Origin of the sequence: Nocardia sp. NPDC051900 (assembly GCF_044452545.1) — a bacterium.
Taxonomy (GTDB): domain Bacteria; phylum Actinomycetota; class Actinomycetes; order Mycobacteriales; family Mycobacteriaceae; genus Nocardia; species Nocardia sichangensis.
Map to the genome: position 1 here is coordinate 93,396 of NZ_JBITBU010000007.1, position 13,463 is coordinate 106,858.

The 13,463-nt window shown below is 70.1% G+C and carries 9 protein-coding genes; 6 read left to right on the plus strand and 3 right to left on the minus strand.

Annotated features, from left to right (window positions below):
- The first annotated feature begins 170 nt into the window (after nucleotides 1-170).
- The 4 genes from ACIA5H_RS13380 to ACIA5H_RS13395 all read left to right on the plus strand — a co-directional run bounded on the left by ACIA5H_RS13380 (nucleotide 171) and on the right by ACIA5H_RS13395 (nucleotide 5,020).
- Nucleotides 171-2,429: a carbon starvation CstA family protein gene (locus tag ACIA5H_RS13380; RefSeq protein WP_379255262.1), complete on the plus strand. Its 2,259-nt coding sequence runs from the start codon at nucleotides 171-173 to the stop codon at nucleotides 2,427-2,429.
- A gap of 53 nt (nucleotides 2,430-2,482) precedes the next feature.
- Entirely contained in the window at nucleotides 2,483-2,686 is a 204-nt protein-coding gene (locus ACIA5H_RS13385) for a YbdD/YjiX family protein (protein WP_379255412.1), read from the plus strand.
- A 163-nt stretch (nucleotides 2,687-2,849) separates the two neighbouring features.
- Nucleotides 2,850-4,481 (plus strand): DNA-3-methyladenine glycosylase 2 family protein, encoded by a 1,632-nt coding sequence (locus tag ACIA5H_RS13390; RefSeq protein WP_397076156.1) that lies wholly within the window; start codon nucleotides 2,850-2,852, stop codon nucleotides 4,479-4,481.
- Entirely contained in the window at nucleotides 4,478-5,020 is a 543-nt protein-coding gene (locus ACIA5H_RS13395; protein WP_355078620.1) for a methylated-DNA--[protein]-cysteine S-methyltransferase, read from the plus strand. Before ACIA5H_RS13390 ends, ACIA5H_RS13395 begins: the two co-directional genes overlap by 4 nt.
- Before the next feature lie 514 nt (nucleotides 5,021-5,534).
- Here ACIA5H_RS13395 and ACIA5H_RS13400 read toward each other — a convergent pair.
- Nucleotides 5,535-8,735: an AAA family ATPase gene (locus ACIA5H_RS13400; protein ID WP_397076159.1), complete on the minus strand. Its 3,201-nt coding sequence runs from the start codon at nucleotides 8,733-8,735 to the stop codon at nucleotides 5,535-5,537.
- Nucleotides 8,736-8,769: 34 nt separating this feature from the next.
- Nucleotides 8,770-9,945 carry an exonuclease SbcCD subunit D gene (locus tag ACIA5H_RS13405; RefSeq protein ID WP_397076161.1) on the minus strand — a complete coding sequence of 392 codons (1,176 nt, stop codon included), beginning with the start codon at nucleotides 9,943-9,945 and terminating at the stop codon, nucleotides 8,770-8,772.
- Nucleotides 9,946-10,253: 308 nt separating this feature from the next.
- On the opposite strand from ACIA5H_RS13405, the gene ACIA5H_RS13410 reads away from it, so the two are divergent.
- The gene (locus ACIA5H_RS13410; protein ID WP_355078617.1) at nucleotides 10,254-11,399 is read left to right on the plus strand and encodes a DNA recombination protein RmuC; all 1,146 of its coding nucleotides are present in this window, start codon (nucleotides 10,254-10,256) and stop codon (nucleotides 11,397-11,399) included.
- Nucleotides 11,400-11,457: 58 nt separating this feature from the next.
- On the plus strand, nucleotides 11,458-12,318 hold the full coding sequence (locus ACIA5H_RS13415) for a DUF6542 domain-containing protein (protein ID WP_379255269.1): 861 nt from the start codon (nucleotides 11,458-11,460) through the stop codon (nucleotides 12,316-12,318).
- A gap of 57 nt (nucleotides 12,319-12,375) precedes the next feature.
- On the opposite strand, the gene ACIA5H_RS13420 is transcribed toward ACIA5H_RS13415, so the two are convergent.
- Entirely contained in the window at nucleotides 12,376-13,386 is a 1,011-nt protein-coding gene (locus tag ACIA5H_RS13420) for a 4-hydroxy-3-methylbut-2-enyl diphosphate reductase (RefSeq protein WP_379255271.1), read from the minus strand.
- Nucleotides 13,387-13,463 lie beyond the last annotated feature (77 nt).

Sequence of the window (13,463 nt, forward strand, 5' to 3'; positions counted from 1 at the left end):
TCGAACGGCATGGCAGCATACGTTCGGCAATCACATGGTGACGGCCGACACATGAACAATATTTTACGGTGCGCGTCCGACGTCCGGAATCGGCACGACGGCGATCATCGATCGGTTACGTTGTCACGTGTTTGAGCAAGATCCTGCGCGTTTTACAGGAGAGTAGGCAGATGGCGACAATCGAATATCTGCGGACCGATCCCGATCTGCCGCCCGTCGGCGTGGTCGACAAGTCCCCGATCACACCGGCCAAGAAATTGATCTTCGCGGGGATCGCCGCACTCGGCGCCATAGCGTGGGCGGTGCTCGCCATCTCACGCGGCGAATCGGTGAACGCGGTGTGGATCGTGATCGCGGCGGTGTGCACCTACATCATCGCGTACCGGTTCTACGCCAGGTTCATCGAACGCAAGATCGTCAAACCACGCGACGACCTGGCCACACCCGCCGAAATCCTGGAGAACGGCAAGGACTACATGCCGATGGACCGGCGGGTGCTCTACGGGCACCACTTCGCCGCCATCGCGGGCGCGGGGCCGCTGGTCGGTCCGGTGCTGGCCGCGCAGATGGGCTACCTGCCGGGGACCATCTGGATCGTGGTCGGCGTGGTGCTGGCCGGCGCGGTGCAGGACTACCTGGTGCTGTGGGTCTCGATGAAGCGGCGCGGGCGCAGCCTGGGGCAGATGGCGCGCGACGAGCTGGGCGTGATCGGCGGCTGGTCGGCCATCGTGGGCGTCCTGGTGATCATGATGATCCTGCTGGCGGTGCTCGCGCTGGTGGTGGTCAACGCGCTCGCGCACAGCCCGTGGGGAGTGTTCTCGATCGGCATGACCATTCCGATCGCACTGTTCATGGGTGTGTACCTGCGGTTCCTCCGGCCGGGCAAGGTCGGCGAGGTCTCCGTGATCGGGTTCGCCATGTTGCTGCTGGCCATCGTCGGCGGCGGTTGGGTGTCGGAAACCGAGTGGGGCGCGGACTGGTTCACGCTCTCGCCGGTGACCATCTCCTGGCTGCTGATCGCCTACGGTTTCGTCGCCTCGGTGCTCCCGGTGTGGCTGCTGCTCGCCCCGCGCGACTACCTGTCGACGTTCATGAAGGTGGGCACCATCGTGCTGCTCGCGGTCGGCATCCTGGTCACGTTGCCGGTGCTGCACGCGCCCGCCGTCTCGTCGTTCGCGTCCAGCGGTACCGGACCGGCGTTCGCGGGTTCACTGTTCCCGTTCCTGTTCATCACCATCGCCTGCGGCGCGCTGAGCGGCTTCCACGCGCTCGTTTCCTCCGGCACCACGCCGAAACTGCTGGAGAAGGAATCGCACGCGCGGATGATCGGCTACGGCGGCATGCTGATGGAGTCGTTCGTCGCGGTCATGGCGATCATCACCGCCTCGATCATCGACCAGCACCTGTACTTCGCGATGAACGCGCCGCTCGGTCTCACCGGTGGCACCGCGGAGAAGGCCGCGGCCTACACCAATAGCCTCGGGCTCAGCGGTCCGGCGATCACTCCGGCGGAGCTGAGCCAGGCCGCGAGCGATGTCGGCGAATCATCGATCATCTCCCGCACGGGCGGCGCGCCGACGCTGGCGGTCGGCATCTCCGAGGTGTTCCACCAATTCCTGGGCGGCGCGAGCATGAAGTCGTTCTGGTACCACTTCGCGATCATGTTCGAGGCGCTGTTCATCCTCACCACGATCGACGCGGGCACCCGGGTGGCCCGGTTCATGCTGTCGGACGCGCTGGGCAACTTCGGCGGCGCGGCGAAGAAGTTCCGTGATCCGTCCTGGCGGGTGGGCGCGTGGCTGTGCTCGGCCGTCGTGGTCGGCGCGTGGGGCTCGATCCTGCTGATGGGTGTGACCGATCCGCTCGGCGGCATCAACACGCTGTTCCCGCTGTTCGGCATCGCCAATCAGTTGCTGGCCGCCATCGCGTTGACTGTCGTGCTGGTGATCGTGGTGAAGAAGGGCCTCGCGAAATGGGCCTGGATTCCGGCGATTCCACTGGTCTGGGACCTCTTGGTGACGATGACGGCGTCGTGGCAGAAGATCTTCTCCGCCGATCCGAAGCTCGGCTACTGGAAGCAGCACAGCATCTGCCAAGCGGCGCAGGACGCCGGGAAGCTGTGCCTGACGGCGAAGACCCAGGACGACATGAACGCGATCGTGCGCAACACCTTCATCCAGGGCACTTTGTCGATCATCTTCGCGGTGCTGGTACTGATCGTGGCGGTGGTGGGCGCGCTGGTGGCCTTCCGCGCCTGGCGCTCCGGGGAGTCGACGACCACCGAGACGCCGGAACAGCCGTCGAAGATCTTCGCGCCCAGCGGATTCCTCGCCACCGCGGCGGAGAAGGAAGTCCAGAAGGAGTGGGACGAGTTGATCGCGACCGGGAAGGCGCGCGCCTCCGGCGCGGCACACGTACACGCGCAATGAGCGACTCCGCGAAGCAGGGCGCCGATCGGTCCGCGCGACCGCTCGGCGCCCGGCTGCGCGCCGCGGCCCGCGCCTGTGGCGACGGCGTCCGAGCGGGCGTCTGGTGGTTCGACTCGATCCTGGGTGGGCAGGACTACCAGCGTTACGTGGAGCACCTGCGGCGCAGCCATCCCGGCTGCGCCATCCCGACCGAGCGGGAGTACTGGCGGCAGCGGCATGCCGAGGCCGATCGCAATCCAGCCAACCGGTGCTGCTGACCGAAAAGATTTTCGGCGCGCGTCACCACATGCCGATTCGGTAGTTTTCACAACAGTTGACCGGGCAACGGCTGTGCGATCTCATCATCGTCGTGCGAGGTCGCGGCTACCCCCAGCACTGGTGGCCGATTCCCGCTAGCACGGGTTCGCCGCAGCTGCCATTGTGGTGTGCGTGACGATCACGGCATTGGATTTCGAACGTTGCTACCGGGCGGTGTCGACCCGGGATTCGCGATTCGACGGGCAATTCTTCACCGCGGTGCGAACCACTGGAATCTATTGCCGTCCTTCGTGTCCCGCGATCACGCCGAAGCGGGCCAACGTGTCGTTCCTGCCGACCGCCGCCGCGGCGCAGCAGGCGGGTTACCGTGCCTGCCGCCGCTGCCTGCCGGACGCGGCGCCCGGCTCGCCGCTGTGGAACACCAGGGCGGATCTGGCCGCGCGGGCGATGCGTCTGATCGGAGACGGCGTGGTCGAGCGGGCCGGGGTGCCGGGGCTGGCCGCCACGCTCGGCTATTCCCAGCGGCAGCTCACCCGGGTACTGACCACCGAACTGGGCGCGGGGCCGCTGGCGCTGGCCAGGGCGCACCGGGCGCACACGGCGCGGCTGCTGATCCAGACCACCGCGATGCCCATGTCCGACATCGCGTTCGCGGCGGGTTTCGCCTCGATCCGCCAGTTCAACGACACGGTGCGCGAGGTGTTCGCGGTCAGCCCCACCACCATGCGGCTCGAAGCGCAGCGCGCGAAAACCGGAACCCCCGCGCGTCCCGCGCCGTCCGGCAGCGGCTCGCTCACGCTGCGGCTGCCCTACCGGGAACCGCTCGACCGGGCCTGGCTGGAATGGTTCCTGTCCGCGCACGTGGTGCCGGGCATGGAATTGTGGGAGGACCGCGCCTACACCAGGAACCTGCGCACGCCACACGGGCACGCCACCGCGCGGCTGAGCTTCCAGCGCGACCATGTGCGCGCGGATTTGTCCCTGCACGACATGCGCGACCTCGCGCCGACGGTGACCAGGCTGCGGCACCTGCTCGACCTGGACGCCGACCCGGTCGGCATCGATGAAGCACTCGGTGTCGGGCCCACGGCGCACGGCGGCTCCCCGAAACGGCCGCCTGAGCAGGCCGCCGAATATCTGCCGGACGCGGGGGCGGGGTCACCGCCGGAGAGCGAAGCGCTGACCGAGATCGACCCGGTCGACATCGGTCGCCCGTCGTTCACCCCCGGCATCCGCGTGCCCGGGTGCGTCGACGGCGCAGAACTATTGCTGCGCACCATGATCGGGCAGCAGATCTCGGTGGCCGCCGCCGCCACGCACACCGCCCGACTGGTCGAGGCACTCGGAGAACGGGTGGACGGGCCGATCCCGCTGCTGTTCCCGACACCCGAGGTGATCGCCGAACGCGGCGCCGATATTTTGACCGGACCGGCGCGGCGCATCCGATCCGTCATCGCGGCCGCCGAGGCGCTCGCCTCCGGGGAGCTGGCGCTGCACCAAGGGCGCACCGCCGCCGACCTGCGCCGCGACCTGCTCGCGCTGGACGGTGTCGGGCCGTGGACGGCCGATTACGTGACCATGCGCCTGCTCGCCGATCCGGACGTCCTGCTCGGCACCGACTTGGTCGTCCGCCGCGGCGCGAGCCTGCTCGGCATCGATCTGACGGACACCGCACGCTGGGTGCCGTGGCGGTCGTACTTGTCCATGCACCTGTGGAAAACGGCACTGACCAGCCGCGCCACACCTTCCGTCGTCCCCGCGCTCGCCACTACGAAAGGCAGTGTCGAATCATGAACGCCAGCTTCGCCGTCCGCACCGACGTCGGTAGCGCCCGCACCGTCACAGCGGATTTCGCCGTCACGGAGACACCGCTCGGCCCGTTCACCACGCTCGTCGACCCCGACGGGGCGGTGCTGGCCTCCGGTTGGACCTCCGACGCGGAAAACCTGCGCGGCCTGATCCATCCCGCCTTACGGCCCGGCCGACTGCGGCAGCGGGATTCGCTGGGCGAGGTGACCGGTGCCGTCACCGCCTATCACGAAGGCGATCTCACCGCGATCGACCCGATTCCCGTTCGCCAGCAATCCGGGGAATTCCTCGTGCACGCCTGGGAAGTGCTCCGCGCCGTCCCGGCGGGAAGCCCACTCACCTACACCGAATTCGCCGCCCGCGCCGGCCGCCCCGACGCCACGCGCGCCGCGGCCAACGCTTGCGCCCGCAACGCCGCCGCCCTCTTCGTGCCCTGTCATCGGATCCTCCGCATCGGCGGCGCACTCGGCGGCTTCCGCTGGGGATTGCCGGTGAAACGGTGGCTGCTCGACCACGAGGGCTGAGGTCTCGCGACTCGCCGCGCAGGGCATCGGCCACGAGCAGGAGGACCTACAGCAACGGCGTGCGTCACGTCGGCGTGCTGGCCCGAGACGGCAACAGCCTGTCGTTCGGCGAGGCCGTAACGTGCTGATCGCCGACCGTCAGTCCTCGACGCTCAGTCAAGGGTGCGCCCGGGCAGCTCAGCGTGCCCCCGCGCGGCCTGTACGGTGCCGCTCATCCGGGTAGGTCGCGCGGACGCCTACGGTCGCCGTGGCCCATTCGCGCGGCTGATTTCCAGCCGGAAGCGTGCACGTCGTTTGGGCGGTTGCGAGGCGAACACGCCCACGCTCCGCTGCCTACGGGCCGGCTCTCGCGGGTGAGGACGTGATGCGCTGCGTCCGGACTGGCCGCTCGGCAGTGCAGCCGATATGTTCACGTCCGGTACGCAGCGGCCGGTAAACCGTCGGCAGCGTGTCGCCACGGCCGGGTGCACCCACCGCCTGCAGGGCTCAACCGCCGAGCAGCCGGAGTCCGCGCTCAGGCGATGGTCGCCTGGAGGTGGGAGCCGTCGCGGCCGCGTACGACGTGCAGGCGGCTGGGGATGCGCTGGCGCATCTCGTCCACGTGGCTGACCACGCCGACCACGCGTCCGCCCGCGCGGAGTTCGTCCAGCACGCCCATCACGGCGTCCAGGGTGTCGGCGTCCAGGCCGCCGAATCCCTCATCGATGAACAGAGTGTCCAGCACGAGGCCACCGGATTCGGCGGCGACGGTGTCGGCCAGGCCGAGCGCCAGCGAGAGCGAGGCCATGAAGGTTTCGCCACCGGACAGCGTCTTGGCCGGGCGGATGGCTCCGGTGTAGTCGTCACGGATGTCCAGGCCGAGGCCGCCTCGGCGACCACGCGGGCCTGCCTTGTCCGAGTGGACGAATTCGTAACGGCCGCCGGACATTCTGCGTAGCCGCAGCGAGCCCGCCTGCGCGACTTCCTCCAAGCGTGCGGCCAGGACGTAGGAGTGCAGGGACATGCGGCGGTTGTTCGCACCGCGCCCGGCGACCAGGTCGGCGAGACCGTGGAGTTCCTCGAACGCTCGTTGCGCCGGGGCGATCCGATCCACAGCGGCCCAGAGTTGGCCGCCGAGCTCCTCGAGCTGACTCGCTCGCCTGCTCGCCTCGGCATGGGCGGCCACAGCGGCATTGAGCGCGGTCTGCGCGGCCGTCACCAGCGCGTCGAGTTCGGCGGGGTCGCCGGGCTCCTGCTCCGACGCCGCTCGGATCTCCGGTTCCGCCAGCACCGCTTCCGCCGCGGCACGGGCACGGTCGGCGGCCACGAGTTCCGCTTCGATCTCGGCCTGCCGCCGAGAGTCACGCGACGCGGCGTTGACGACTTTCGCGTAGGCGGTCAAGCGCGCGACATCGTCTCCCATCGTGTCGCGAGTTCGAGTGCCGACAAGCGCCGGTTCCTCGGCGCCGACGGAGTCCGAAGCGGCCGTCTCGGCGGATTCCGGGAGCTGAGCCGGACCACCGGACAGAGCCGAGCCCTCAGTAGTGACCGACGCGGAGCCCGGAGCCGACGACGAACCGCCATACTCGCCTTCCGGCACGAAACCCGCGACGCCGGCGAGATTTTCGACCCGATCGGCGATCAGGGACACCTGCTCACGCGCCGCCACCGCTTCGGCGCGGGCGTCGCGCAGGGCGGTCGCCTCGGCGACGAGAGCGGCGAGCCGGGCACGGCGGCGGTCGATGGTCAGGTCGGCGCCCGCCGCGCTCCGCAGCCGGTCGGTGAGCTCGCCGAGGCGCCTTTCGGCGGAGGCGACGGTGGCGGCGACCGCGCTGCGGCGCGCCTCGGATGCGCGCAGCTCGTCGTGCAGGCGCGCCTCGTCGCCGCGCAGGCGCGTGAGTTCGGCTTCCAGCCCGTCGGCGTTGGCGGCCAGTTCCGAAGTGTCCTCGTAGCGGTCGGTCGCGGCGCGCAGGGCCGCGGCGAGTTCGACGCGGTCGGTATCGCCGCCGCGAGCGACGAGCGCTTCGATCTCGCGCTCCAGGCCGGTGATGCGAGCCAGCGCGCGATCGCGGATGTCCTCCGCGGCACGCTCGGCCGCCACCGCGGCTTCCTCCTCGTCCTTGGACACCGCGGTGTCGGTCGGCTGGGCGGGTGCGGGATGCTGCGCGGAACCGCAAACCGCGCAGGGGCTTCCGTCGACCAGCTCGCCGGCCAGTTCGGCGGCCATTCCGCTCAGCCTGCGCTCACGCAGATCCAGCACGAGTTCTTTGGCGTCGAGATGCGCGGCGCGGGCGACGTCGAACTCGATGCGGGCGTGATCGAGCGCGGTGCGCCGGGCGGCCAGCTCGACCGCGGCCGTGGCGGCCCCCTGCAACCGTTCGGTCTCCGCGGTGATGCCGGGCAGGGCGGCGACCGCTTCGGCGGCCTCGCGCAGCCTGGCCTCGGCCGCGGTGAGCACGGCGGGCAGCTCCTCGCGCCGCGCGGCGAGTTCGGTGACACGCCGGGCCAGCGTCGCGTCCTCGGTGCGCAGGGCGTCGAGTTCACCGCCGAGCCGGGTGGCGGTCGCGGCGTCGGTGCGCACTTCGTCCAGCGCACCGATCTGCGCGCTCCAGCGCTGGACCGCCGCGTCGATGTCGGCGTCATCGCGAACCCGGTCGCCGTCGACCAGTTCGGCGCCGCCGAGGTCGGCGCTCGCCGGTTCCAGCAGGCGGGCTGCGAGCCGCTCTGCCGCCGTGCGCTTTTCGCCCTCGCGCCTGCGCTGGGTTTGCACCGCCGTACGCGCTTCGTCGATGGCGGCGACGACCGGCGCGGCTCGGCGAGCGAGGTCGAGTTCGGCTTGCAGTGCGGCGCGCCGATCCGCGCCCGCCACGTAGTCGTCCAGTTGCACGCGTGCCGAGCTCATGCGGCGACGCAATTCGCGTAGCCGACGCTGCTGTTCGGCCTGCTCCCGGACGCGCGCCGATTCCGCCTGGCAGCGTTCGACTTCTGCCGCGGCCGTGGCCAGGTCGACGCGCGCGGTGGACAAAAGATCCTGCGACCACCCGACGCATTCGCCCGTACCGACCGAATCCGCTACCCCCGCGGCCATGCCCACCTGCGTGATCAGCCGCTTGATGCCGTCGGTACGAGCATCCAGATCCGCTTCGGCGGCGCGGCGCTTGTCGGCGAGCCACTGCTCGGCGGTGCCGAAACGCTTCGTGTCGAAAAGTTTTTCGAGCAGCTTCTCGCGATCTTCGTTGTCCGCGCGCAGGAAGCGGGCGAAGTCGCCCTGGGGCAGCAGCACCACCTGGAAGAACTGGTCGGCGCTCATGCCGAGCAGGCGCAGTACCTCCTCGCCGATATCCGGTATCCGGGAGAGGTTTTCGCCTCGGCCGTCCAGCCAGGCCAGCGTCGCCTTCGGATTGATCGTGCGCATGCCAGTGCCGTCCCGCTTGGGACGCTGGAACTCGGGGCTTCTGGTCAGACGCAGTCGCCGCCCGCCCAAGGTCGCCTCCAGCACCACCTCCGGTGGTGTCTGCTCCGGTGCGTGATCGGAATGCAGGCGCTTGCTCTCCCCGCGCGCACCGGGCACCCGGCCGTAGAGCGCGAACGCGATGGCGTCCAGCACCGTGGTCTTGCCCGCGCCGGTCTGGCCGTGCAGCAGGAACAGCCCGTCGGCGCCGAGCGCGTCGAAGTCGACGACCGTGGTGGCGGCGAACGGGCCGAAGGCGGTCATCTCCAGCTTGTGCAGCCTCATGCCGCCGCGCCTGCTCCCGGCCTGGGCAGGGCGCTCATGCGGTCAGTTCCTCGGCGGCGGCCACGGTGGCCACCTGCTCCGGTTCGGCGACGGCGGCGGACAGCGCCCGCTCCAGCCAGGTCATCTCGCTCGAGCTGGGTGCGCCGCGGACGTCGGTGAGGAAGCTGTGGGCTACTTCGATGTCGCGGCGGCCGTGCACTCGCTCACGGTAGCGCAGGTCCGGGCTGCCCTCGGGCCGCACCCATTCGACGTGCACCGCGTAGGGGAACCGTTCGCGCAGCTTGCGCATGGCGTCGACCGGGCGGGCGACGTCGGTGAGCACCGCGGACACGTAGTGCTGTTCGGCCGCGCCGTACTCCGCGCCGCTCAGCAGTTCGTCCAGGGTGCCGGTCAGCTTGCTCAGGCCCCGCACCGTGGGTAGGTCCCGGCGGCGCACCGCTCGCAGGCCGGACGCATCCAAGTCGACGATCCAGACCGCTTTGCGATGCGCGTTCTCGCCGAACGAATACGGCAGCGGCGAGCCGGAGTAGCGCACCGCCTCCGCGAGCGTCTGCGGTGAATGCAAATGGCCGAGGGCCACGTAGTCGATGCCGTCGAAAGCGGCCAGCGGAACCGTCTCCACGCCGCCGACCGAGATGGAGCGCTCCGATCCGGTGGCTTCCCCGCCGACCACGAAGGCGTGCGCCAGCACGACCGTCCGCACCCCGGGCCGCCGCGCGATGTCGGCCCGTACGCGAGCCATGGCCGCGTCCAGGATCTCCGCGTGCGAGCGCGCTTGCGGCACTTCGAGTTCCGCGCGGGTGATCTCCGGTTCCAAGTACGGGATGCCGTAGAACGCCACCGGCCCGTGCTCGTCTTCCAGCAGCACGGGCCGATCGGCGTCGGCCACGGTGGTGCGCAGATGCAGCCCGCCCGCGGCGGCGAAGCTCGCGCCGGCGCCCAGCCGAGCGGGCGAATCGTGGTTCCCCGAAGTGGCCACGATCCGAGCCCCCGCACTGCGGATCGCCTCGAATCCCCGGTTGCACACCGCGATCGCGTCGGCGCTGGGAATCGATCGGTCGTACACGTCACCCGGCAGCACCACCACATCGACCGATTCCTCGGCTACCAGCTCCGCGATGGCGGTCAGTGAACGAGCCTGGTCGGCAAGCAGATCGACCCCGTGGAACGTGCGCCCGATGTGCCAGTCCGAGGTGTGCAGCATCCGCATGCCGCGAAACCGTAGGGCAAGGCACCGACAGACTTCAATCGCCCCGCCCGCTGAGTCGGGTTCGCCCGGCCGGAACCCGGCGTGTCCAGCGGACGTGTCCGAGTCGCCGGGGTCCCGTTCGGCGACGAGCCGAAACCTCACGCACCTCTTGACCTCCCGAATCCCACGGCGTCGGCGATTCCGGATGCCAGAATCCGAGCAGCTATGTGAACTATGCGGCAACGCACTGGCCCAGCCGGTTTCCGACGCGATGCCGGGCAGTTGCCAGATGCTCGTTCTTGTCGGTGACGTACGGCACTATCTCCGCTATGACCGCACCGATGCTCGTCGCCCTCGTGCTGGTGTTCGCCGCCGGTCTCGGCCTCGGCTGGCTGGGTCGCGCCGCGCGGGACGGGCATCGCGCGGCGGCGGCCCAGGCGCGGCTCACCGCGGCGGCGGACAACGAACGGCTGCTGCGGCAGTCGCTCACCGCGGCCAACGAGGATGCCGCGCGAAGGCATTCGCACGCCGTCGGCGCGCTGGTGGAACCACTGCGGGCGGCGGTCGGAGCGCTGAACGAGCACATCCAGCAGGTCGAGCGACAGCGGCTCACCGCGTATTCGAGCCTGCGCGAACAGGTCGCGAGCATGCAGCGCACGTCGCATCAGCTCACCGGGGAGACCGGCCGGCTGGTCGCGGCGCTGCGCGCGCCGCAAGTACGGGGACGATGGGGCGAGATCCAACTGGAGCGGGTGGTCGAGCTGGCCGGGATGACCAGGCATTGCGATTTCCGGACCCAGGTGAGCCGCACCGGTCACGGCGAGGACGACCGCACGGTGCGACCCGATCTGGTGGTGCGCCTGGCGGGCGGCAGGCACATCGTGGTGGACGCCAAGGTGCCGTTCGCCGCCTACCTGGACGCCTGCGGCTCCGACGACCCCGACGTGCGCGCCGAGCTGCTCACCAGGCACGCCAAACATCTGCGCGCGCATGTCGACCAGCTGTCGGACAAGGCGTACTGGGCCGCCTTCGACCCCGCACCCGAATTCGTGGTGCTGTTCGTGCCCGGCGATCCGTTCCTGGACGCTGCCCTGACCACCGACTCCGAGCTGTTGGAGTACGCGTTCGGCCGCAATGTGATCCTCGCTACACCGACCACCCTGATCGCGTTGCTGCGCACCATCGCCTTCGGCTGGCGGCAGGAGGCACTTTCCAAGGACATGGCCACCGTGCAGCGGCTCGGCCGTGAGCTGTACCAGCGGCTCGGCATGACGGGGAAACATCTGGATCGGCTGGGGGCGCAACTCGGCAGAGCTGTCGAGGCTTTCAATTACACAGTGGCCTCGGTGGAGTCACGAGTGATGGTCACCGCGCGCAAACTGCACGAGCTCGAGATGGCCGAGCAGGAGGTGCCTGAGATCGGGCGTGTGGATTCCCGGCCTCGCGCGGTGAGCTTCGCCGACGCGGGCGAGTAACCGGGACTATGGCCGTGCCGCCACGCCGCCGAGAGCGGCGGCAACTAGTGTGCATATCGTGGCTGCTTCCGAACGTGTGCGATCCCGGGTGCCCGCGCCGCAACGCTCGATCCTGCCGTCGGTGCCGGGGATCCCGGTCGGCGCGGCGATCCTGATCGCGGTTGCCTGCACGTTTCTGGGATTCCTGATCGATGCCAGCGGCGGCAGTGCCGAGCTGACCGGCACGTTCGCCGCGCTGTACATCGTGGGCTGTGTGGCGGCCGTCGCCGCCGTTCGCTACCGGGGCTTGTTCAGCACGATGGTGCTGCCGCCACTGCTGCTCTTCGTCGCCGTCCCGCTGGCCTATCAGCAGCTCACCGGCCGTGGCTCGACCTCGATGAAGGACATCCTGCTGAACCTGGCGATCCCGCTGGTGAACCGGTTCCCGACCATGATGCTGGCCACGGTGGTCGTCCTGCTGATCGGTGGCGCCCGGATCTACCTGCACCGCCGGGAAGAGGGGAGCGACAAAGCGCCACGCCGTGGCGGCAGCTGGGGCAAGTCACCAGCGAAGAAGACCAAGCCAGGCCGGCCCTCCCGTGGCCTGCCGGACTCCGCGCGCCGCAGAACCCGCCGCCCGAAGGACGAGCCCGCCGAGCCGGAGTCGGCCGACGCCGAACAGCCAGCTCCCCGACCGGCCCGCCGACCCGCGGCGCAGGTCGCCGATACCCCGCCGCGCGTCGCCCCCTCCCGTCCGCGCGAAGGGCGGGCTCCCGCCCGGGGCCCTGCCCGCCCGACCGGGGCCATGCCGCGGGCCGAAGCCGAACCACCGCGCGGCGCGGGCCGGCGCCGAGAGACGCCGCCGCACCCCCAGCCCAATGTGCGCTATCGCGAACGCGATTCGAACCGCCCGGAACGGCGCAGGCCAGAGAATCTGTAGGCGAGGTCGCTCGGTGCGGTCGGAGCTGGATACCGCACGCTCGGTGCGGGCCCGGCGTCAGCGCCGGGCGTCGCGCAGTTCGCGGGGAAGGGCGAAGACGAGGGTTTCGTTGGCCGTGGTGACCGGCTGGACGTCGCCGTAGCCGTGCTCGGCCAGGCTGTCCAGCACACCGCGGACCAGGATCTCGGGCACCGAGGCGCCCGAGGTGATGCCGATCGTGCGGACGCCGTCGAGCCAGGCCGGGTCGATCTCGCGGGCGAAGTCCACCAGATACGCGGCCTTGGCGCCCGCACCGAGCGCCACCTCCACCAAGCGCACCGAGTTCGACGAGTTGCGCGAGCCGACCACGATCACCAGATCGCATTCCGGAGCCATCGCCTTCACCGCGACCTGGCGGTTCTGCGTGGCGTAGCAGATGTCGTCGCTCGGCGGGTCCTGCAGGGCGGGGAAGCGCTCGCGCAGCCGCTGCACCGTCTCCATCGTCTCGTCCACGCTCAACGTGGTCTGTGAGAGCCAGATCACCTTCGACTCGTCGCGCACGCTGACCTGGTCCACCGCGCCGGGCCCGTCGACCAGCTGGACGTGCTCGGGCGCCTCGCCCGCGGTGCCCTCGACCTCCTCGTGGCCCTCGTGACCGATCAGCAGGATGTCGTAGTCGTCGCGGGCGAACCGCTTCGCCTCCTGGTGCACCTTGGTCACCAGCGGGCAGGTGGCATCGATGGTGTGCAGATTGCGCTCGGCGGCCGACGTGTGCACCGCGGGGGACACGCCGTGCGCGGAGAACACGACGACCGCGCCCTCGGGGACCTGGTCGGTCTCGTCGACGAAGATCACACCGCGGTCGCGCAGCGTCTCCACGACGTGCCGGTTGTGCACGATCTCCTTGCGCACGTAGATGGGCGCGCCGTGCTTCTCCAGCGCCTTCTCGACGGTTTCGACCGCCCGGTCCACGCCGGCGCAGTACCCGCGCGGCTCCGCGAGCAGCACGCGTTTTCCGCCGTCGGCGACGGTGCTTCCGGCACCTGCCGAGCGGGCGATTCCGACGTTCAAGGGAATGGCCGAAGACATGCCCACAGGATACGTGCGGCCCGGGATCGCGCCACGTCCGGGAGTTGCCCGTCACATTCCCGCCGCGACCCGCGGAT